This window comes from Flavobacterium sp. YJ01, assembly GCF_029320955.1.
In the GTDB taxonomy this organism is placed as follows: Bacteria; Bacteroidota; Bacteroidia; order Flavobacteriales; family Flavobacteriaceae; genus Flavobacterium.
The window spans coordinates 4,771,213-4,794,935 of record NZ_CP119757.1; the positions used below are offsets into that span (position 1 = coordinate 4,771,213).

The following is a 23,723-nucleotide window of genomic DNA, read 5'->3' on the forward strand; positions in this document are numbered from 1 at the left end:
GTTTGAAATATTAATGTATCAATATTTATAGAAATAAATTGTAACATCATTAAAAATAAGTTGTTTTTTTTGCAGATATCTTAGCAACAAGTTTTAATACATGTACAATGAATAAGATATTGATTTGGTCTATTACTGCTGCACTGGCAGGTTTTCTTTTCGGTTTTGATACCGTAGTAATTTCTGGAGCTGATAAACAATTGCAGCTTCTTTGGCATTCTTCAGATGCTTTTCATGGTTCAGTCGTAATGGCAATGGCATTATGGGGAACTGTTGTTGGGGCTATTTTTGGAGGAATTCCAACCAATAAAATAGGACGTAAAAAGACCTTATTCTGGATTGGTATCTTATATTTTGTTTCTGCAATTGGAGCTGCTTTTGCAAATGATCCTTTTGTATTTGCTGCTTTTAGATTTATTGGAGGTTTAGGAGTTGGTGCTTCTACGATTGCGGCTCCCGCTTATGTTTCAGAAATTGCTCCTGCTGATAAACGCGGAAGGTTAGTGGCTTTATACCAGTTTAATATTGTTTTAGGAATTTTAATTGCCTTTATTTCAAACTACTTTTTAAAAGATATCGGAGAAAACGCTTGGAGATGGATGGTTGGCGTTCAGGCAATTCCGTCTTTTATTTACATACTTTTTATTCTAAGCATACCAGAAAGTCCGAGATGGCTATTATCTAAAAACCGAGACGAAGAAGCTCGTAAAGTTTTATACAAAATCGATCCTTCAGCAAATATCGAAGATCTTATGGACGATTCTCGCGAAAACGGTGTGGTTAAACATGAAAATATCTTCATGAAAAAATACCGTTTTCCTTTAATCTTAGCTTTTTTAATTGCTTTTTTCAATCAGTTTTCAGGAATTAATGCGTTTCTTTATTATGCGCCAAGAATTTTTGAAGAAGCAGGTTTAGGACAAAATACCGCTTTATTGAGCAGTATCGGAATTGGAGTTACAAATCTTATTTTCACTTTAATCGGTGTAACATTAATTGACAAATTAGGAAGGAAGTTGTTAATGTACATTGGTTCAATTGGATATATTATTTCGTTAGGTTTAGTTTCGGCTGCTTTTTATTACAATTGGGGCGGATTATCGGTTCCTATTTTCCTTTTCTTGTTCATTGCTTCTCATGCCATTGGTCAGGGAGCTGTAATTTGGGTTTTCATTTCAGAAATTTTCCCGAATCATATTCGCGCTTCAGGACAAGCATTTGGAAGCTCGGTGCATTGGGTTTTGGCGGCGATTATTCCGTCCTTAATTCCGATGTTATTTTCGGAAATTGGTCCAGAAGTCGTATTCCTGATTTTTACTTTGATGATGGTTTTGCAATTATTATTCGTAATTTTTCTAATGCCAGAAACAAAAGGAATTTCTTTGGAAGTTTTAAGTGAAACATTAACTAAAAAAAATATCAAAAAAAATGAAATCAACGAAACAGCTGCCGCTCGCTCTTTATAGTGCTTTAGTATTGTCGATTGCTGGCTGCACAACATTTTCAGCTTCGGCACAAACCAAGGTTTTGCCATCAAATGCAAATGAAGAAAAAATGTACCGTCCTAATTTTCATTTTACACCAAAAAAAGGATGGATGAATGATCCGAACGGAATGTTTTACGCCAACGGATATTATCATTTGTTTTATCAATATTATCCAGATAAAAGTGTTTGGGGACCAATGCATTGGGGACACGCAACAAGTAGAGATTTGATTAAATGGGATGAACAGCCAATTGCCATTTATCCGGATAAAGACAAATATATTTTTTCTGGAAGTGCTGTTGTAGATGTCAATAATACATCGGGTTTAAAAATTGGTAACAATGCACCAATTATCGCAATTTATACTTTGCACGATATGACAAAGGAAAAAGAAGGCAAAATAGATGTCGAGCAACAAGATATTGCTTATTCTAACGATAACGGTTTTACATGGCAGAAATTTGAGGAAGGAAATCCTGTCGTAAAAAATCCAGGAATTAGAGATTTTCGTGATCCAAAAGTAACTTGGGATGAAACACACAAACAGTGGATTATGGTTTTGGCAGCGCAGGACCGAGCGCAGTTTTACAAATCATCTAATCTAAAAAACTGGGAATTTTTATCTGAATTTGGAAAAGAGATAGGAGCACACGGCGGTGTTTGGGAATGTCCGGATTTCTTTCCAATCAAAGTGGAAGGAACTAAAGAAACCAAATGGGTTTTAATTCAAAACTTAAATCCGGGCGGACCAAACGGAGGTTCTGGAGTGCAATATTTTGTGGGAGATTTTGACGGAAAAACATTCAAACTTGATCCTGATTTTGCTAAAAGACTAGAAAATGAAAAAGCAGTTTGGGCAGATTATGGAAAAGATAATTATGCTGGAGTTACGTGGAATAATGTTCCAAGTGCAGACGGAAGAAGATTGTTTATCGGTTGGATGTCAAATTGGGAATACGCACAGCAAGTTCCAACAACAAGTTGGCGAAGCAGTACGACAATTGCCCGCGAATTGAAATTAGTTAAAAAAGGAACTTATTACAATTTGGTTAGCAATCCAGTAAAAGAACTTGATTATTATATTACGGAAACTATCCGAACAAAAACTTTAAAAGGGAAAGAGAATTATACTTTAGTCGAAAATGGAAAAGCAGATTTAACGCAAGCCATTGTAAGTTTAGAGTTGAAAAATTTAAAAACCGAAAATTATACGTTTGAGCTTTCCAATTCAGATGGAGAATCTTTAAAATTTGGTTTAAACAACAAAGAAAATTACTTATTCGTTGATCGTTCAAAAGCAGGAAAAAATGATTTCTCAGATAAATTTGCCGCAACCATTAGTAAAGCTTTTTTAAACGGAAATCAAAGAGAAGCCACTTTCAAAATTATTTTAGATAAAACTTCAATTGAAATATTCTATAATAATGGCGAAAAAGTAATGACGGAAATCTTTTTCTTAGAAAAACCATTTACATCGCTTTCAGTTTCTTCTAAAGAAAAAATCGAATTAAATAATTTAGTAATTCAAAAATTAGATGTTTTGAAAAGGAATTAAAACAAACATCTAAATTAATTGGGTGAATTTTAAACACATAGAAACATAGTTTTCAAGTATTAAAAAGGCGTTTCACTTGCATTAACAAACATAGCTATGTGTTAGAAACTAGTTTCTTTTTAGAATCTTTTTAAAAGATGTAAAAATAGATCTATGTTTCTATGTGTTCAAATATTACACCCACAGGATTAAATTAATTTCTTTTCGTTAGAAAATCATAAACAAGTCGCAATAACCACTTGAAAGTGTAATGCTTTCCGACCTTTTATGCTCTTTTCTGAAAAGTAAAAAAGAATATAATTTTTACAACAACTTCTAATTATCAACCAATAAAAAATCAAATGAAAGTAACTCAATTACAGTCGCTTGCTCTTTATACTACTGCATTGTTTTTTGTAGCAAGTTTCGAATTTTCTGCTGTAAGGGCGCAAACTAAATCAGTCGCCTCTACAACTATTTCAGAAGCAGAAATGTACCGTCCTAATTTTCATTTTACGCCCAAAAAAGGCTGGATGAATGACCCCAACGGAATGTTTTATGCCGATGGTTATTACCATTTGTACTTTCAGCATTATCCAGAAAAAAATGTTTGGGGGCCAATGCATTGGGGACACGCGATTAGCAAAGATATGATTGTTTGGAAAGAACAGCCAATTGCCATTTTTCCAGATAAAGAAAAATATATTTTTTCTGGAAGCGCCGTTGTCGACACGCAAAACACTTCTGGTTTTGGAAAAGATGGAAAAGCGCCAATTGTGGCCATTTACACTTTGCATGATATGGAAAAAGGCAAAGATGGAAAGCTTGATACAGAGCAGCAAGACATTGCGTATTCTACTGATGGCGGATTTACGTATAAAAAATTTGATGAAGGAAATCCAGTCGTAAAAAATCCTGGAATTCGAGATTTTCGCGATCCGAAAGTTTCTTGGGATGAAGTTCATAAGCAATGGATAATGGTTGTGGCAGCTTCAGATAGAGATCATTTTTATGGTTCTAAAGATTTAAAAAACTGGAAATTTTTATCGGATTTCGGCAAAGATTTAGGCGCGCACGAAAGCGTGTGGGAATGCCCAGATTTCTTTCAAATAAAAGTTGAAGGAACTAATGAAAAGAAATGGGTTTTATTGCAAAGTTTAGGGCAAGGAGCAGCAAACGGAGGTTCTGGAACGCAATATTTTGTTGGTGATTTTGATGGAACGAATTTTATTGTTGATGCCAATTTTGAACAAAGAATTAAAAGAGAAAAAGCCGTTTGGATTGATTACGGAAAAGATAATTATGCGGGTGTAACGTGGAATAATATTCCAACTTCAGACGGAAGACGATTGTTTATTGGCTGGATGGTAAGTTTAGATTATGGCGGAAGTGTGCCAACAAACGCATGGAGAAGCAGTATGACAACGCCGCGTGAAATGCAATTAATTAAAAAAGGAAATGAATATAGCCTGATTAGTAATCCAGTTAAAGAATTAGAAAAATATGTTTCTAAATCTATTGAGAAAAAAAGCCTGAAAGTAAAAAGTAAAACAGCTCTTTTTGAATCTGGAAAAATAGATTTAAGACAAGCAGTTATCAGTTTCGATTTAAAGAATTTAAAACAAGATAACTACACTTTTACACTTTCAAATGCAATTGGAGAGTCTCTAACTTTCGGATTGAATAATACAGAAAACTACTTATTTGTTGATCGAACAAAAGCTGGAAAAATTGACTTTTCAGACAAATTTGCTTCGATAGTTCATAAAGCAAAATTGGACAAAAATCAGAAAGAGGCAAATTTTAAAATTGTTCTCGATAAAACTTCAATAGAAATATTTTACAACAATGGCGAAAAAGTAATGACCGAAATCTTTTTCCTAAACCAGCCATTTAACTCTATTTCAGCTTCTTCAGGCCAAGGATTTGAAATTTCTAACCTCGTAATTAACCAATTAAATATAAACCAAAACCAGTAATTTATGAAAAGTAAAATCATTTATTTTCTATTTTTCTTTTTTCCAGTCTTGATTCTTTCAGCTCAGGAAAATCAAGTTAAAGGAACGGTAATTGCGTCAGATGACGGAATGCCGTTGCCTGGCGCGACTGTAACTATTTCGGGAACAAATATAAGTACAGCTACCGATTTTGATGGAAATTTTTCTTTCCAAAACATTGCTTCAAATGCTACAATTGTAGTTTCTTTTATAGGATATGCTCCACAATCTATTGCGGTAAACGGACAGACAACTATCAACGTGACTTTAAAAGTCGATAATAATCAATTGAATGAAGTGGTTGTTACGGGATATTCTAAACAAAAGAAAACCGATATTACAGGAGCTGTAGCCGTTGTGAGTGTAAAAGAACTTATGAAACAGCCAGAACCCAACCCAATTAAAGCTTTGCAAGGAAGAATTGCGGGTGTAAAAGTTTCTTCTGACGGTTCTCCAAGTGGTGCGAATACAAAAGTTGTAATTCGTGGAGTTGGAACATTAAACAATACAGATCCGCTTTATGTAATTGATGGAATGCCAACTAAATCAGGATTACACGAATTAAATCCGAATGATATTGAATCGATTCAGGTCTTAAAAGATGCTTCGTCTGCGAGTATTTATGGTTCAAGAGCTTCAAACGGAGTTATTATTGTGACTACAAAAAAAGGGAAAGAAGGTAAAATGCGAATCAATTTCAGCACTTACACTTCGCTTTCAAGCTATTCTAATAAATTGAGTGTTATGAATGCCAACCAATTTGGGCAAGCATTATGGCAAGCTAATATTAATGACGGTTTAGATCCAAATACTAATAATGTTCGTTATCAGTTTGATTGGGCGAATGTTAACGGAAAAGCGCAATTAAATAGAGTGATTATTCCAGAATATTTAGATGCAGAACAAACGTTGAAATCAGCAGATACCAATTGGTATGATGCGGTTTCGCAAACTGGAGTTGCCAATTCTTATGATTTATCGGTTTCGAATGCTTCAGACAAAGGAAGTTATGTTTTCTCATTGGGTTATTATGGAAATGAAGGTGTCGTAAAAACAACTGATTTTGAAAGAATTTCTGCAAGAATGAATGGTTCATACAAATACTTTGATGGGAAATTGGTAATTGGCGAAAACTTTACTTTAAACAGAACTAATGAAGTTACAGATCCAGGAGTTTTAGATCCTGCGTTGCGCGCATTGCCAATTATTCCGATTAGAACGGTTGATGGAATAGGATGGGGAGGACCAGTTGGCGGAATGAACGACAGACAAAATCCTGTTCGTCTTTTAGAATATAATAAAGATAATAAATACGATTATTTACGTCTTTTCGGGAATGTTTATGCCGATTTAGAAATCGTTAAAAATCTACATCTAAAAAGTAGTTTCGGTATTGATTACGGCTCTTACAAAAAACGCACTTTACAAAGAAGCTATAAATCAGGTTATTTACAAAATGATCAAACTTCTGTTACCATTGACCAATCTGTAAGCGATAAATGGACTTGGACAAACACAGCAATTTACAGTTTAAATTTTGGAAAAAGCAATTTGAATTTGATGGCTGGAACCGAAATGTATAAAGACACTTACGACACAACGACTTTACGTAAAAACGATTTCTTGATCGAAACGCCAGATTATATGTATCCTGATGCAGGAACTGGAGAATCTTTTACAAGTGGAACTTCAACAGTATATTCTTTGCTTTCTTATTTCGGAAAAGCAGATTACGAATTTGATAATCGCTATTTGCTTTCGGCAACTATTCGCCGTGACGGTTCTTCTCGATTTGGTAAAAACAATCAGTTTGGTACTTTTCCAGCAGTTTCTGGAGGTTGGAGAATCAGCAACGAGAATTTTATTAAAAACAATATCACAGCAATTTCTGATTTAAAATTAAGAGCAGGTTGGGGACAAACGGGTAATCAGGAAATCAGTAATACGGCAGTTTATTCTCTTTACTTAGCAACTTACGCAGGCGGAAGTCCGACTTGGGCAACTTCTTACGGAACAGCTTATGATATTGCAGGAAATGGAAACGGCTTGCTTCCATCTGGATTTATCGCAACGCAATCAGGAAACGATGATTTAAAATGGGAAACTACAACGCAGACAAACGTTGGTTTAGACTTTGGTTTTTTCAAACAAAAATTAAGCGGATCGATTGATTATTACATCAAAAAAACAGAAGATATTTTGGTTCTTCCAGCTTATTTAGGAGTTATTGGAGAAGGTGGAAACCGTTGGGTAAATGGAGCTTCAATGGAAAATAAAGGTTGGGAGGTTTCTTTAGGATATCAAGATGAAACATCGTTTGGATTGAAATATGAGATTTCAGGAAATATTGCAGCCAATAAAAACAAGATTACGCAATTGCCAGACGAGGTTAAAAACAATTACGGCGGCGACGGATTAAATGATAATATTTTAGGAAGACCGATTAATTCTATGTACGGATATGTAACGGATGGTTTGTTTACAACGCAAGATCAGGTTAATAATTCGCCAATTCAGGAAGGAAAAGGTTTAGGAAGAATTCGTTACGTTGATCTTAACGGAGACGGGCAAATTACAGATAAAGATCGTACTTGGATTGGAAACCCAAATCCTGGTTTTCAATACGGAATCAATTTAAATCTGTCTTATAAAAACTTCGATTTTACTACTTTCTGGGAAGGAACAGGAAATGTCGACGTAATCAATAATACTAAATATCAAACGGATTTTTGGAGTGTTGATGATGTAGGATCGAATAAAGGAACTCGATTGTTAAATGCTTGGTCTGTAGACAATCCGAATTCTACAATTCCAGCTTTGACAACTGTTGATAGAAATGCAGAAAACAGATTTTCAACTTATTATGTAGAAAACGGAAGTTATCTAAAATTAAGAGTTCTGCAATTAGGTTACAACCTTCCAAAAGATTTTCTAAAGAAAATAAATATGGAAAGTTTTAGAGTGTACATCAGCGGACAAAATTTACTGATTTTAGATTCGAAAAATTTTACAGGAGTTGATCCAGAAAATGCAGGATTTGGTTATCCTCAGCCTACCACTTTTACTGCTGGTCTTAATTTTACTTTATAATAAAATATTGAAAATGAAAAAAATACTATATATATCAGGATTTTTAGTGATGGTTTTATTCGCTTCCTGTTCCGATTTTTTAGAAAATAATCCGCGAGGAGTTTTATCAGAAGATGATATTGTAACGCCAGAAACAATCGAAGGATTTATGAATGCAGCTTATGCGCAATTAGGAAACGATCATTACGATTCGCCTTATAGTTTGTGGCCTTTTGGAAACGTTCGTTCTGATGATGCGTACAAAGGCGGAAGTGGTACAAATGATATTCAGGTTTTTCACTTTTTTGAAGTTTCGAATAACATCAGACCTGATTTTGGAGAATTAGACACTTTTTGGTACAACAGTTACGTTGGAGTTGGGAGAGCCAATAAAGCTTTAAAAGCTTTGGAACAAATCTCAGAAGCTGATTTTCCGTTGAAAAAAACACGTATTGCGGAAATGCGTTTTTTAAGAGCACATTTTTATTTTATGCTGAAAATTATGTTTAGAAATGTGCCTTACATAACTGAGGATATTCCAGTTGAAGAATACAAAACTATCTCAAACGTAGCACTTACAAACGAAGAACTTTGGAATAGAATTGCAGAAGATTTTCAGGCTGCTGCCGATGCTTTGCCAGAAACTCAACCGCAAGTTGGTCGCGCGACACAAAAAGCGGCATACGCTTATTTAGCCAAAACACGTTTGTATCAAGCGTATACGCAAGATGATAATTTTAAAGTTACAGGAATCAATCAACAGCATTTGCAGGAAGTAATTGCGGCTACAGAAAAAGTAATCGGAAAAGCAACTTTAGAACCTGATTTTGCCAATAACTTTTTGCCTGGAACTTATGAAAATGGACCAGAATCGATTTTCTCTATTCAGTTTTCTGATAATGATGGCACTTTATACGGAAGATTGAATTTTTCAGATGTGCTTTCAACTCCTCAAGGTTTAGGATGTTGCGATTTTCATAAACCAAGTCAGAACTTAGTTAATGCTTTTAAAACTGGAGCAGATGGTTTGCCTCAATTTGATACTTACAACAATCAAGATTTTGATTATAAGAACAGAAATGCAAACACGGTAGATCCAAGATTGTATCATACGGTTGCCATGCCAGGCTTGCCTTATAAATACGATCCAGAATATGTTTATGTTGAATCTTGGGTTCGTTCTCCGGGAACATACGGTTATTTTGCTTCTTTAAAAGAAAATGTGGCACCAAGCTGTAGTTGTTTTGTCAATATTGATCCGTTTTACGGAAATTCAAAAAACAGAATTCAAATTCGCTATGCCGACGTGATTTTAATGCGTGCCGAAGCTTTGATTGAAGCAGGAAGACAAGCAGAAGCTTTGCCTTTAATTAATGAAATTCGTCAAAGAGCGGCGCAAAGTACAGGCAGACTTCCGTACGCAAACAACTTTAAAATAAGCACTTATGTTGACGGAGTTAATTGCAATTGGACACAAGATTTTGCCCGCAAAGCAATGCGATGGGAACGAAGATTAGAATTGGCAATGGAAGGCAGCCGATTCTTTGATTTGGTTCGTTGGGGCGTTACAGACCAAGTTTTAAACACTTTTTACGCAGGAGAAAAATCAAAACGCACTTATTATCAAGATGCTAATTTTGATGCACAGAAAGAGGAATATTGTCCAATTCCTTTAAAACAAATTAATTTCAGCCAAGGACTTTACAAACAAAATCCAGGCTATTAAAGGCAAAAAATAAAAAACAATATATTAAATAATTTTAGAATGAATAACGGAAAAAGCCTTAAAGCAGTAGCTTATGGAGAGGTGCTTTGGGATGTTTTTGAAAACGAAAAGAAGATTGGCGGAGCTCCACTGAATGTGGCGCTTCGAATGAAAACATTTGGATGCGAAGTTGCCATGATTAGTTGTGTAGGAAATGATGAAGACGGAAAAGCAATTATCAATCAGGTAAAAAGTTTAGGACTTAAAACAGACAGTATTGTTATAGCAGAAGATTTTCCGACTGGATTGGTTCAAGTTACACTAAATGAACGTGGATCTGCGAGTTACGAAATTAATTATCCATCAGCTTGGGATAAAATTGTGCTTAATAACACAGCAAGAAAACTTGTCGAAGAAGCAGAGGTTTTAATTTATGGAAGCTTGGTTTGCCGTGATGCTATTTCTCGAAATGCTTTAGAAGAATTGTTGCAGACAAATGTTTACAAAGTTTTTGACGTCAATTTAAGAAAACCTCATTATTCTTATGAAATTCTGAATCGGTTAATGCAGTCTGCCAATTTTATTAAGTTTAATGATGAAGAGTTATTAGAAATTGCCTCTGCTCTAAATTCACCTTTTGAAAGTCTGGAAGAAAATATGCATTTCATTCTAAAACAAAGCAATGCCGAGGCTATGTGCGTTACTAAAGGAAAGCATGGAGCATTATTACTTTGGAAAGGTAAAATCTATGAAAATGAAGGATATCCAATTAAAGTCGCTGATACCGTGGGGGCGGGAGATTCTTTTTTAGCGGCTTTAATTACTTCTTTATTAAATGGGAACGAACCTCAAAATGCCATCGATTTTGCTTGCGCAGTAGGAGCTTTGGTAGCAGAATCTCCAGGAGCAAATCCGGATATTTCGAATTCTAAAATCGAAAATTTAATGGTGAAATAAAAGTGTAAAACTTATATTTCTTTTGTGGAAAGCCTTAAACAGTTTATTGTTTAAGGCTTTTTGGTTTTTAATTTATCTCAAATTAAAGTTGAAAAAAAAATACACTTTATTTGGTATACTAAAACGTTTTAGTATATTTGCGATTCTTTCTTTCTATTTTGAATAAATCAAATAAATTTAAATACATAATTATTAATCAAAAAAATAATAACTAAATATTTAATGACATTCGGATTTAATTAAGATAAAATAGAATAATTAGTAAAAGATAATTTTCAATTTAACCAAGTTGTAATTGCGCATGAAAACCAAAACTTTACTTTATTACTCTTTACTATTTTTTTTCGCTTTGCAGATAACTTACAGTCAAGATTGGCCAAATCTTACTCGATATAAAGAAGAAAATGCCAAAGTTCCTATTTTAAGTTCTAAAGATCATAGCCGTGTGGTTTTTATGGGGAATTCTATAACTGAAGGTTGGATAAACAAAAGACCAGATTTTTTCAATTCTAAAAAATATATCAATAGAGGAATCAGCGGGCAGACTACACCGCAAATGCTTCTTCGTTTCAGGCAAGATGTAATTGCGCTAAAACCAGCTGTTGTTGTTATTTTGGCAGGAATAAATGATATTGCAGAAAACACAGGTCCATATTCCGTTGACGCTACTTCTGGCAATATATTTTCGATGTGCGAATTGGCAAAACAAAACGGTATAAAAGTTATTGTTTGTTCGATTTTACCAGCATTAGATTTTCAATGGAGAAAAGGAATGCAGCCTGCTCCAAAAGTAATTGCATTAAACAAAATCATTAAATCATACGCAGAAAAAAATAAACTCTTTTATGTAGATTATTATTCGGCTATGGTCAATGATGAAATGGGTTTAAAAGCAGAATTGTGTACAGACGGTGTTCATCCAAATGAAGCTGGATACGCTGTTATGGAGCCAATTTTAGAAAAAATAATTGCAAAAGCGCTTAAAAAGTAAATGACTTCATTCTCTTGTTTTAAATTAAAAAGGAGAGTTTTTCTTTAGTTCAACCGAATGAGTTCATGGAAATAGTATTGTTTTTTGACAATAAAGTATCAAATGCTAAAAAACTTTCTTTTTAGGTTTGAAATGTTATTTATAAAGCTTTAAAAAGACGCCACGTTTGCAATTGAATAGATTAAACAATTAAAAATAATTAAGCGATTAATTATAGAAATAATTTAAAAAATAGTAGAAATGTCAATAACAATAGGTGTAGATATTGGCGGAAGCCATATAAGCAGTGCCGCCGTAGATGGTAATGACTTTGTAATAATTCCTCAAACATATTTTAGTGGTGCCGTAGATAGTAAAGCTTCTAAAGAAGCTATCATAAAAAAATGGGCAGAAGTAATTAATCAGACAATTGAAGCTGTGGAGAAAACTTCTGGTTATTTCTCAAATGATAAAATTGGAATTGCATTTTCTATGCCGGGACCTTTTCAATATGAAAGCGGAATTGCCATGTTTGAAGGAAATGATAAATACGAATCGTTGTATAATGTTTCTGTTTCTCAAGAACTTATAAAATATTTGAATACTAAAAATGTTAGTTTTAGATTTCTTAACGATGCGAGTTGTTTCGGAGTTGGAGGATCTCTTAGAGAGAATTCATCTACTGAAAATAAAGTTATTGCAATCACTTTAGGAACTGGTTTTGGAGCTGCTTTTTTAGATAATAAATTACCGCTTACGCAAGGAAATAATGTGCCTCATAATGGTTGTTTGTGGGATAAACCTTTTAAGGATAATATTGCGGACAGTTATTTTTCAACAAGATGGTTTTTAAAAGAATACGAGAAAAATACTGGGAATAAATTGACAGATGGAGTAAAAGAAATTGCTGGAATTGAGAACTTCTCAACTGCTAAAATTTTTGATGATTTTGCAAATAATTTAAGCGAATTTTTAGCTCCGTTTATAATAGATTTTGAAGCTGATCTGCTTATTATTGGCGGAAATATTGCTAAATCGCATCGTTTGTTTTTAACAAAAGTGCAGGAAAATCTCAAAAAGAAAAATATAGAATTGAATATTTCAATTGTTGAAAACACTGAGCAGACGAGTATTTTAGGTTCTAGTTATTTATATAATGAAGTTTTCTGGGAACGAATTAAGACTGAGCTTCCTTATTTCTAATAAACAATACTTTACTATATTTGAACAAAATTGTGGATTTAAAATAAAAAGAATCTAAAAATGAAGAAAAAACCTGTTTCTATTAGAAATATTGCCGAGGAATTGAAGATATCTGTAACAACGGTATCTTTTGTGTTAAATGGTAAGGCAAAAGAAAAACACATTTCTAAAGAATTGACAAAAAAGGTTTTAGATTATGCCAAGCTAATTAATTACAGGCCAAATCAAATAGCACAAAGTCTTAGAACAGGAAAGTCAAAGTTGTTGGTTTTTATGGTTGAAGATATATCGAATAATTTCTTCTCTCAGCTTGCCCGCATTTTTGAAGATATTGCTTATGAAAAAGGCTATAAAGTTATTTTCTGCAGCAACGAAAATGATGACGAAAAAGCCAATGAACTTATTACATTATTTAATTTTCGCCAAGTTGACGGATTTATTATCGTTCCGTCTCCAGGAATAAAGGATACTATTGAAAATCTTATTAAAGACAATATTCCTGTCATTTTATTAGATAGATTTTATGAAGGATTAGATTGCAACAGTGTTGTAATTGATAATGAACAAGCTTCTTATGATGCAACACAACATTTAGTGGATAACAAGTTTAAAAATATTTGTTTTGTAAGTACGGCTTCTGATCAAAGTCAGATGTATGGACGTTTGCACGGATATGAAAAAGCGGTGGAAGCAAATGGTTTAGAGCCGCATGTTCTTCAAATTCCTTTTAATGAAATTATAAAAGGAAAGGCTAAAGAGTACATTAAAAAGTTCTTCGAAGAAAATAAAGATTTAGATGCCGTTTTCTTTTCTACCAACTATCTTGCACAAAGCGGATTAGAGGTTTTGAAAGAAACCAATCAAAACTTGATTAAAGATTTAGGATTGATCGCTTTTGACGACAATGATATGTTTAAAATTTACGATCCAACCATAACATCTGTTGCGCAACCTTTGGTAGAAATCTGTACAAAATTGATGGAAGTAATGTTGCCGCTTTTAAAGAAAAAAGACGTTTCTGAAACGCATCAGAAAATCGTTTTAAAGACAGAACTGATTATTCGTGAGTCTTCATTAGCGAAGCAGAAATAATAAAGAGATTTTTAAAATTTAAAAACTAACCTGATTTCATCTTTTAGATTGATTTCAGGTTAGTTTTTTTATATAAATAAGTTTTTAATTCTCGAATTTTTCTTTCTGATGACAATAAAAATTCGTTTGACTTTTACCTTCAATCTAGCTTGTTTTTCTTAATTTTTATAAGTCTTAAATCTTGCTTCTTTCTTCTTTATTTTTTCCTTTCGTCGGCTGTATATCGTCTTTCATCTTTTTAGCAATGTCTTTTGTCTTTTTTAAGTGTTAAAATCTTGATATTCCTTGCAAATTGATTTTAACTTTAATTTAAGTCTGTTGATTTTAAAGCTGTTTTATAACGTTTTCGTTGTTTTTATTTGAATTATATTCAATACAATCTCTTAAATAAGTGAATATCTTTAAAAATTAACATTAAAATTATATTTAGTAAAAAAAAATTTTTTTTACTAAAACGTTTTAGTATGTTTGCTATGAGTTAATAAGTTATTATAGCCGCTTTAGTTTTTTAACGATTAAAAATTGCCGGAACTTTTAATCAATCTAAAAACTTTATTTGCTGTTTTACTACTTCAGCAGGTTCCTCTCCAAACCTTCTTTTGTTTTTATTATTGACTCAATTATTGCTAACTAACCAAAATATTTCATGATGAAACATTCGAATTGCAGAATGAAAAAAATGCTCCGTGTGCATTTTTTTCTCACAATTGCTTTGCTTTGCTGCGGGTATAACCATCTTGCCGCGCAGAACCAAAAAACTCAGGTTTCCGGGGTTATAACTTCTCTTTCAGACAACCTGTCTCTCCCAGGTGCAACTGTGATGGATGTTAGTGATCCTAGAAATGCGGTTAACGCAGATTTTGACGGACACTACACAATTTCATTACAAAATGGTAGTACAACTTTAAGATTCACTATGATCGGTTACAAACCAGTCGATATTAAAGTGAATAATAAAAGTGTTATTAATGTAGCCATGGACTTAGATGTATCAGCTTTAGATGAGGTTGTAGTTGTAGGTTATGGTACACAGAAAAGAAAGAAAGTCGTAGGAGCGATAGATCAAGTTAATAATGATGCTTTTAACGGTAGACCAAATGTAAATACTACTTTGGCTTTGCAAGGAAAAGCTCCTAGTTTAACTATTCAGCAGACAAACTCTGAACCTGGTGCTGGACTGAATCTTAATATTAGAGGTATCAGTACATTAGGAAATAATAGTCCGTTAATCGTAATTGACGGAATTGTTGGAGGAGATATTAATGCTTTAAATCCAGCAGACATAGAAAGTGTTTCGGTTTTAAAAGATGCTGGTAGTGCTGCCATCTACGGATCTAGAGCAAGTAACGGAGTTGTGCTTATTACAACTAGAAAAGGTAGTAAAGGAAACCCGATGACTATTCAATATAGCAGTTTGGCAGGTTATAATACGCCTAAATTCTTTACACGTCCTGTTCACGGTTACGAAAATGCAATGTTAAGGAACGAAGCTGCTTACAACTCTGGCGAATCTACTGCAGTTTTTACAGCTGAAAAAATTGCCGAACTTAAAGCAAAAGGAGATACAGAATGGTTTGCAGAAGAAATTGTAAAACCAGCATTGCAATTAAATCAGAATCTTTCTATTTCGGGGGGAAGTGAAAATTCTACTTATTTAGTTTCTTTAGGTTATTTGGATCAAGAAAGTAATTTCGTTGGACCAAAAAAAGGAATGGAGCGCTACAATTTCAGAATCAATCTTACCAATGAATATGGTAAATTCAAATTGACGTCTACATTAGCTTATTCTAAACAAAAAATTACAGATCATTCTTCTAGCACAAGTACTTTAATGGTAGACGCATTCAGGGTTCCATTATATTATACTCAAAAAGATGAAGAGGGTAATTTCTTGACAAATGATGTTTTGCAGCAATTTAACTCATTAGGAATTTTAGAAAAAGGTGGTTTTAGAAAATATGATAATGATGATGTTTTCGGAGCTTTTAATGCAGAATACAAATTAACAAGCGACTTTAAAGTTAAAGGTGTTTTTGGAGGACGTTTATGGTCTGGAAATATGTATGCGAGAACTATGCAAGTTAATTTCTTACCGCAAGGAATTTATGGTGCAGATCGCGATACAAACGAAGAAAATCAAAAAAGTCTTGATTTGAATACGCAGTTTATGTTAGAGTATACTAAGTCTTTCGGAAATCATAACGTAAGTGCTTTAGTGGGTGTTTCTAACGAAAGCCGTTCAGAAAGAAGATCAGCTTTATATACAAAATTTAATGATCCAGATTTAGGAACGCCAACAAGTGAAACTGTAATCGGAAAAAACTCTTACACTTCTAACGGAACTGATCCTAATGGTAATCCAGCTTCTTCAACAAGCAGTTTAAATTCGCTTTTTGGTCGTGCAGGTTACGATTATAAAGACAAATATTTCGCCGAATTCAGCTTTAGATATGACGGTTCTTCTAAATTTAGAGACGATGTAAGATGGGGATTTTTTCCATCTGTGACAGTAGGTTACGGACTTACAAAAGAAGATTTCATGGAAAGCTACAGAGATAATGTAGGGAATATTAAATTAAGATCTTCTTACGGAATTCTTGGAAACCAAAACGTTGGAAATTATCAATACCAAACGACTTATTTTACTTTCCAAAACGCTTACGGATTTAATAATAACGTACAAAGTGGAACAGGTTACAACTTTGCAAACCCAGATATTCAGTGGGAAAAAGCGGCAACTTTCAACGTAGGGTTAGATGCTGATTTCTTTAAAGGCGCTTTGAGTTTCTCATTTGATTTCTTCGATAAAGTAACTTCAGACATTTTGGTTCCGCCTCAAGTTCCAGGAGTTTACGGAACAGATCTTCCTGATTTTAACTCTGGTAAAGTTGGAAATAGAGGTTGGGAAATAAGCGCAACTTACCGTCATAAAGGTAAAGCTGTAAACCAAAGTTTAACCGTAAATTTTGGAGATTCGAAAAATAAAGTACTTGAATTTAACGGACAAGAAAGATTAACAGGAGTAGAAGAATTGCAAGTAATACTTCGCGAAGGACTTCCATTTAATTCTTATGTTGGTTTAAAAAGAGACGGTTATTTTCAAAGTGTTGAAGAAATTCAAGGAGCTGCAGTTCCAGAAGGAATTACAGTTCAGCCAGGAGATAACAGATATGTTGATGTGAACAAAGATGGAAAAATTGATGATAATGATAAATTCGTTTTCGGAAATCCATTTCCTAGATACACTTTCGGAGCAACTTATAATGTAGATTATAAAAATTTCGATTTAAGCATTTTCATTCAAGGAGTTGGAAAAAGAACCATGATGATTAGAGGAGAATTGGTAGAACCTTTTCACTACAATTATGGTATGACAATGTATACACATCAATTGGATTACTGGACACCTCAAAATCCAGATGCGAGATATCCTCGTCTAGCTAACAACGGAACGCAATCGAATACAAATAACTTCAGAAGAGGTTCAGATATGTATTTGTATGATGGTGCTTACGCAAGACTTAAAAACGTACAGTTTGGTTACTCATTATCAGATGATGTTGCTAAAAAGTTAGGTATGAGTAAATTCCGTGTGTATGTTTCAGGACAAAACTTGTTGACATTATCTAAAGTTAAATTTGTTGATCCAGAGCTTTCTGAGTTCAATAATAGTATGTCAACAAATGGAGCAAACAGCGGTAGGGCTTATCCATCGCAGGTATATTACGGAATGGGTATTGATGTTAGCTTTTAAAAAGAAATAAAATGAAAAATATACTTAAACAAATAAAATTTATACCAGTAGTAGCATTTTTACTATTGGCAGGTTGTGAAGACCTTGACCAAGTACCTGAAAACCAATTTACAGATACAACCTATTGGACAAGTGTTGATAAAGCGCAGACTTTTCTAAATACGGCTTATTCGCAAATGCAAAACAGTCAGTATTTCTTTTATAATGAAGCACTTTCAGATAATGCTTATAACGGTAGAGGAGACAACGCCGGTGCAGCTTCAATTGGTGCTGGATTGTATGATCCGTCATTGGGTAGAATTAAAGACGAATGGAAAAATCGTTATGCAGGTATCAAAACTTGTAATCTGATTTTAGAAAATATTGATCGTGTACCGAATGCAGACGCGACTGTTATTGCAAGAATGAAAGCTGAAACACGTTTCTTGAGAGCATTTCAGCATTTTCAATTAACAACCTGGTTTGGAGATATTCCGCTTCTTAAAAAAGATCCTTCTTTAGAAGAATCAACAACTTTAAGCAGAACTTCTCATGCAGAAGTGGTTCAGTTTATCTTAAGCGAATTGGATGCAATTATTCCAGCTTTACAAAAAAATAACCAACAAGCTGAGGCTGATAGAGGCAAAATTACAGTTGGAGCTGCAGTTGCATTAAAAGCAAGAGTTCTTTTATATGAAGGAGATTGGGCTGGAGTTGCACAAGTTACAGAGCAATTTATAGCCAATAATTACGGTCAGTACAGTCTTTTTCCTTCTTACGAAGGTTTATTTCTTCCACAAAATGAATACAATAGCGAAGATATTTTAAGCTTGCAATATGTTCCTCAATTTAGAATGTGGGGCGAATTTTTTGATATGGCACCACTTTCAGCTGGAGCAAGATTAAATGCTTTGGCACCAACTCAAGAATTGGTTGATAGCTATTTAATGTTGAATGGAAAGAAAATCAACGAAGCGGGTTCTGGTTATAATGAAAACAATCCGTATGTAAATAGAGATCCAAGATTAACAGCTACAGTAGTTTACGATCAGTATGTTTGGAAAGAAGCAGATGGATCTTCACGTACAATTTACATTAAACCAGGCTCTTCTCCAGGAAATGCTACAGACGAATTTGTTCAAGGTTCATCTGCAACGCCAACTGGATATTACACACGCAAATATTACGATCCACAGCATTTAACTTCTTTAAATTCAGGTTTAAATTTAATGTTGTTCCGTTATGCAGATATTTTGTTGATGTATGCAGAAGCTAAAAATGAATTAAACCAAATGACAAGTTCAGTTTGGGACCAGACTATCAGAGCAATTAGAGTTCGCGCTGGTTTTACAGATGGAGCCGCTTTAGGATTTAATAGCGCTTTAGGACAAGCTGGACTAAGAGAAGTGATTAGAAATGAGCGTCGTACAGAATTTGGAATGGAAGGTTTAAGAATCTTCGATATCAGAAGATGGAAAATTGCTGAAAATGTGTTAAATGGTTATGCACACGGAGCAAAATTCGGAGTGTCTTCTGTTGACAACGGTTATTTAAGAGTAAACTTAAGAACTTTTGATCCAGGAAAACATTATCTATGGCCAATACCAAGAGATGAGCGTTTGATTAACAGTAATCTATCTCAAAATCCAAACTGGTAAAACTAACTAACCTAATAAATAAAATCATGAAAAATATATATTCAAAATTATTATTACTAGTATGCTCCATCTTCGTGGTGGGTTGCGACAATGACGATTCAATGAGTCATACTAATGTGAGTATGGTAAATGCACTTTACGCACCAGCAGATAACAAATTTTTTGATCTTGGAGCACAAAGTTCTGCTCTTTTTGAATGGGAAGGAGCTAAAGCTGAGGATAACGGTGTTGTACTTTATGATGTTGTTTTTGATAAAGAAAGTGGCGATTTTTCTAAACCAATTTATACCATTCCTTCTGATGGAAACGGATTCCAAAAAACGTTGAATCTTTCTTTTACTGAGCTGAATAAAATTGCCGCTTTAGCGGGAATTCAATCAGAATCTATCGGAAAATTAAAATGGACTGTTTATTCTTCAAAAGGAATTAATGTTCAAAAATCTAAAGTTTCAGGAATTTTTGAAGTGCAAAGACCAGGCGGTTTCCCAACTCCAGATCAATTATTTATAACTGGTACAGGTTCTGAAAATGGAGAAACGGTTGCAGATGCTCAAGCATTTAAAAAAGTAGGAGCAACTTCATTCGAAATTTATACAAAACTTAAAGCTGGAACTTACAAATTCATTTCTAGAAAAAATGGTACGCCAGAAGTTTTCTATATTGAAGATGGTAAATTAAAACAAGACGGAGCAACAACTTTTGCAGGAGAAAGCAAAGTGTACAAAATTAGAGTAGATTTTAGTGATGGTTCTACAAAAATGACAGAAATCAAAAAAATCGAATTATGGTTCCCGCCACTTAGCCAATATTTATTTGAATACACTTATTCAGGTGGAGGTATCTGGAAAGCAGCAAATAAAGCAATCAGCTTCAAGCAAGAATCTTGGGGTAGAGATGAGCGTTACAAATTTAAATTTACAGTTGTAAATGGTGCAACTACATCTGAAGAATGGTACGGAAGTATCAACGGAGATAACAGCAGACCTGACGGAGCAAACGTTGCCGCTTCTTACTGGTATATGGTTCCTGTAACGAGCGATTTCTGGAACAACTGTTTCAAATTTGCTTCAGCAGTTGATAACAAAAATGTAAATGCAGAAATTAATTTCAGTGCAACTGCACCGGCTTATACACACAGTTTTACAGTATTATAAAATAACCCAAAACGTCTCTTAAAAGATGTTTTTTAAGAGACGTTTTATTAAATGAATATATTATGAAAAAATTATTTTCAAAGCGTTTTAGTATCGTAATGCTAAGCGTGATAGGATTGGGGTTATTGACTGTTTCTTGCGATGATGATCCGATTCCGTTACGTGATCCAAACGGTACAGGCGGAGCTGAATTTAAATATACTTGGGCACAAACAGCCGATTCTTTGCAAACAGCAACTTACAATACTTACTTAGGTTCTAATGGAACTTTTATAGAAAACAATACAGGAAAAAGCACTTTCAATTATTGGCCAAATGCACACGTTTTGGATGTTTTGGTGGATGGCTTTGTAAGAACTGGAAATGAGAATTACAAAACAAGAATGAAAGCTTTGGTACAAGGAATCAAAGTTAAAAACGGAAATAATACTTATAACAATGTTTTTAATGATGATATGCTTTGGCTAGCAAATTCTTGCCTTCGTGCTTATGACGCAACAAAAGATCAAGAATATAAAGATGTTGCCGATTATTTATGGGGAAGAATAAAATTAAGCTGGAGTGATGTTTTTGGTGGAGGAATTACTTGGAAACAAGATACGCCAAGACAGAAAAATGCCGTTTCAAACGGTCCAGCAGTAATTCTTGCCATGAGATTGTATGAAATCGATAAAAAAGCAGATGATTTAGATTGGGCAAAAAAAATCTATGCATGGCAAAAAGCTAATCTTGTAGATCCGGTTACTGGAACTGTTTGGGATAATATATCAGAAGTAAACGGAGTAATTACAACCAACAAAGACTGGGTTTTTACTTATAACATGGGAACATGGATTGGAGCAGGTCTAAGATTATACAAAGCAACAAACGACCAAGTATATCTTGACGATGCTGTAAAATGCGGAAGAACAGTTTTGGTGAGTCCAAAATTGCTTTCAGAAGGTCTTTTAAGAGATGAAGGACAAGGAGATGGCGGATTATTTAAAGGTATCTTAGTGCGTTATTTCGTAGAACTTACTGAGCATCCAACAATTAATTCTACAGATAAAGAAAAATTTGCAGCTTTCATGAAATTTAATGCTCAGACATTTTACAAAAAAGGAATTTTAAGACCTTCAATGTTATCAGGAAGCAATTGGAAAGCAGCACCTGCGGCAGGAGCAAACACAGATCTTACAACCCAATTGAGCGGGGTTATGTTAATAGAAGCAGCTGCCAAGCTGGATAAAGATGGTTATTTTAATTAATTAGTTTAAGTAGTATTTGTTAGTAATTTTTGTAACACCTGAAGGTTATAAAAAGCCTTCAGGTTTTATATTATTTTATTTAAACCTCAAGAAATAGCATAATGAAGCATAAAATCAGCATAATACTTTTTCTCTTTTTAGGATTAAATTGCATCGCGCAATGGCAACCGCAGGGAGACAAAATCAAAACAAAATGGGCAGAACAAGTAGATCCTAAAAACACGCTTCCAGAATATCCTAGACCTATAATGGAAAGAAGCCAATGGAAAAATCTTAACGGTTTATGGAACTACGCAATACAACCCGCGGGACAAACTGCGCCAAAAGGATATGACGGAAAAATTCTCGTTCCTTTTGCTGTAGAATCAAGCCTTTCGGGTGTAATGAAAACGGTTGGCTCAGAAAATGAACTTTGGTACGAAACAAATTTTACAGTAGATAATTCATGGAAAAATAAAGACATTTTAGTGCATTTTGGTGCTGTAGATTGGAAAACAGAAGTTTATATTAACGATATAAAAATCGGCACGCATACGGGAGGTTTTGTTCCTTTTAGTTTTAACATCACGCCTTATTTAAATGGAAAATCTCAAAAATTAGTTGTAAAAGTTTGGGATCCAACAAATGACGGAACGCAGCCAAGAGGAAAACAGGTTAAAAATCCAGAAAGCATTTGGTACACGCCTGTAACGGGTATTTGGCAAACGGTTTGGTTAGAACCTGTTAGTAAAAAACATTTCACAAATTTAAGAACAACTCCAGATATTGATCGCAACACAATAAACATAAAAGCAGAGGCAGAAGGCGCAAACACTGGAGATATTGTCGAAATTACCGTTTTAGATGGTAATCAAACAATTGCATCAGAAAAAGCTGTTGCAGGACAATCGTTGGATATTGTTTTAAAAAACCCGAAATTGTGGTCGCCAGATTCACCTTTTTTATATGATGTGAAAGTAAAATTGCTTAGTGGGGGAAAAGTAGCAGACGAAGTAAAAAGTTATTTCGCTATGCGTAAAATTTCTTCAAAAAGAAATCAAAATGGTATTGTGAGAATTCAATTGAACAATAAAGATTGTTTTCAGTTCGGTCCTTTAGATCAAGGCTGGTGGCCTGACGGATTGTACACAGCTCCAACAGATGAAGCTTTAAAATACGATTTGGTTCGAACTAAAGAATTAGGTTTCAACATGATTCGCAAACACGTAAAAGTAGAACCTGCAAGATGGTACACGCATTGCGATAAAATGGGAATTATGGTTTGGCAAGATATGCCGAGCGGAGATGAAGGTCCGATTTGGCAAATGCACAAATATTTTGAAGGAACAGAATTGAAAAGAACAGCTCAATCTGAGGAAACCTACAAAAAAGAATGGAGAGAAATTATGGATCATTTGTATTCTTATCCGAGTATTGTGGTTTGGGTTCCGTTCAACGAAGCATGGGGACAATTCAAAACGGTCGAAATTACAGAATGGACCAAAAATCATGATCCAAGCCGATTGGTAAATTCGTCAAGTGGGGGAAATCATTTTCAGACAGGAGATATGCTAGATATTCATCATTATCCTGGTCCAGAATTGAAGTTGTATGATGCTCGAAGAATTACTGTTTTAGGCGAATATGGCGGAATCGGTTTTCCAGTTACCGGACATCTTTGGCAAGCAGACAAAAATTGGGGTTATACACAGTTTAAAAATACAGACGAAACAACGGCAAAGTATAGAGAATATGCAGATCAATTAATAAAACAAGCCAAAGTTGGATTTTCAGCAGCAGTTTACACGCAAACGACAGATGTAGAAGGAGAAGTAAATGGTTTTATGACTTATGATCGTAAAGTGGATAAAATGAATTTTTCTGAAGTAAATAAAATCAACAAAGAAGTAATTAATTCGATTAATAATTAAAGTTGTG

The 23,723-nt window shown here is 34.1% G+C and carries 14 protein-coding genes; all 14 read left to right on the plus strand.

The features are described 5' to 3' along the window. Positions 1-107 precede the first annotated feature (107 nt). The 14 genes from P0R33_RS20780 (at position 108) to P0R33_RS20845 (ending at position 23,716) form a co-directional block, all read left to right on the plus strand. Positions 108-1,466: a sugar porter family MFS transporter gene (locus tag P0R33_RS20780; protein ID WP_276173071.1), complete on the plus strand. Its 1,359-nt coding sequence runs from the start codon at positions 108-110 to the stop codon at positions 1,464-1,466. Next, the gene (locus P0R33_RS20785; protein WP_276173072.1) at positions 1,429-3,042 is read left to right on the plus strand and encodes a glycoside hydrolase family 32 protein; all 1,614 of its coding nucleotides are present in this window, start codon (positions 1,429-1,431) and stop codon (positions 3,040-3,042) included. The genes P0R33_RS20780 and P0R33_RS20785 overlap by 38 nt, the downstream gene beginning before the upstream one ends. A gap of 341 nt (positions 3,043-3,383) precedes the next feature. Further along, positions 3,384-5,000, plus strand: a complete 1,617-nt coding sequence (locus tag P0R33_RS20790) for a glycoside hydrolase family 32 protein (RefSeq protein ID WP_276173073.1) — start codon at positions 3,384-3,386, stop codon at positions 4,998-5,000. Between the two features lie 3 nt (positions 5,001-5,003). Then, positions 5,004-8,108 (plus strand): TonB-dependent receptor, encoded by a 3,105-nt coding sequence (locus tag P0R33_RS20795; protein ID WP_276173074.1) that lies wholly within the window; start codon positions 5,004-5,006, stop codon positions 8,106-8,108. A gap of 13 nt (positions 8,109-8,121) precedes the next feature. Further along, positions 8,122-9,813 carry a RagB/SusD family nutrient uptake outer membrane protein gene (locus P0R33_RS20800; RefSeq protein WP_276173075.1) on the plus strand — a complete coding sequence of 564 codons (1,692 nt, stop codon included), beginning with the start codon at positions 8,122-8,124 and terminating at the stop codon, positions 9,811-9,813. Between the two features lie 39 nt (positions 9,814-9,852). After that, positions 9,853-10,749 carry a carbohydrate kinase gene (locus P0R33_RS20805; RefSeq protein ID WP_276173076.1) on the plus strand — a complete coding sequence of 299 codons (897 nt, stop codon included), beginning with the start codon at positions 9,853-9,855 and terminating at the stop codon, positions 10,747-10,749. Between the two features lie 301 nt (positions 10,750-11,050). Further along, positions 11,051-11,740 (plus strand): SGNH/GDSL hydrolase family protein, encoded by a 690-nt coding sequence (locus P0R33_RS20810; RefSeq protein ID WP_276173077.1) that lies wholly within the window; start codon positions 11,051-11,053, stop codon positions 11,738-11,740. A gap of 240 nt (positions 11,741-11,980) precedes the next feature. Beyond that, positions 11,981-12,922: an ROK family protein gene (locus P0R33_RS20815; RefSeq protein ID WP_276173078.1), complete on the plus strand. Its 942-nt coding sequence runs from the start codon at positions 11,981-11,983 to the stop codon at positions 12,920-12,922. 60 nt (positions 12,923-12,982) lie between these two features. Continuing rightward, on the plus strand, positions 12,983-14,014 hold the full coding sequence (locus P0R33_RS20820; RefSeq protein WP_276173079.1) for a LacI family DNA-binding transcriptional regulator: 1,032 nt from the start codon (positions 12,983-12,985) through the stop codon (positions 14,012-14,014). Between the two features lie 649 nt (positions 14,015-14,663). Next, a complete protein-coding gene (locus P0R33_RS20825; protein WP_276173080.1) occupies positions 14,664-17,768 on the plus strand; it encodes a TonB-dependent receptor in 3,105 nt (1,034 codons plus the stop codon). A gap of 11 nt (positions 17,769-17,779) precedes the next feature. Further along, the gene (locus P0R33_RS20830) at positions 17,780-19,405 is read left to right on the plus strand and encodes a RagB/SusD family nutrient uptake outer membrane protein (protein WP_276173081.1); all 1,626 of its coding nucleotides are present in this window, start codon (positions 17,780-17,782) and stop codon (positions 19,403-19,405) included. 26 nt (positions 19,406-19,431) lie between these two features. Continuing rightward, on the plus strand, positions 19,432-20,559 hold the full coding sequence (locus tag P0R33_RS20835) for a SusE domain-containing protein (RefSeq protein ID WP_276173082.1): 1,128 nt from the start codon (positions 19,432-19,434) through the stop codon (positions 20,557-20,559). A gap of 62 nt (positions 20,560-20,621) precedes the next feature. Beyond that, positions 20,622-21,806: a glycoside hydrolase family 76 protein gene (locus P0R33_RS20840; protein WP_276173083.1), complete on the plus strand. Its 1,185-nt coding sequence runs from the start codon at positions 20,622-20,624 to the stop codon at positions 21,804-21,806. Positions 21,807-21,907: 101 nt separating this feature from the next. Beyond that, entirely contained in the window at positions 21,908-23,716 is a 1,809-nt protein-coding gene (locus P0R33_RS20845; RefSeq protein WP_276173084.1) for a sugar-binding domain-containing protein, read from the plus strand. Positions 23,717-23,723: the final 7 nt, after the last annotated feature.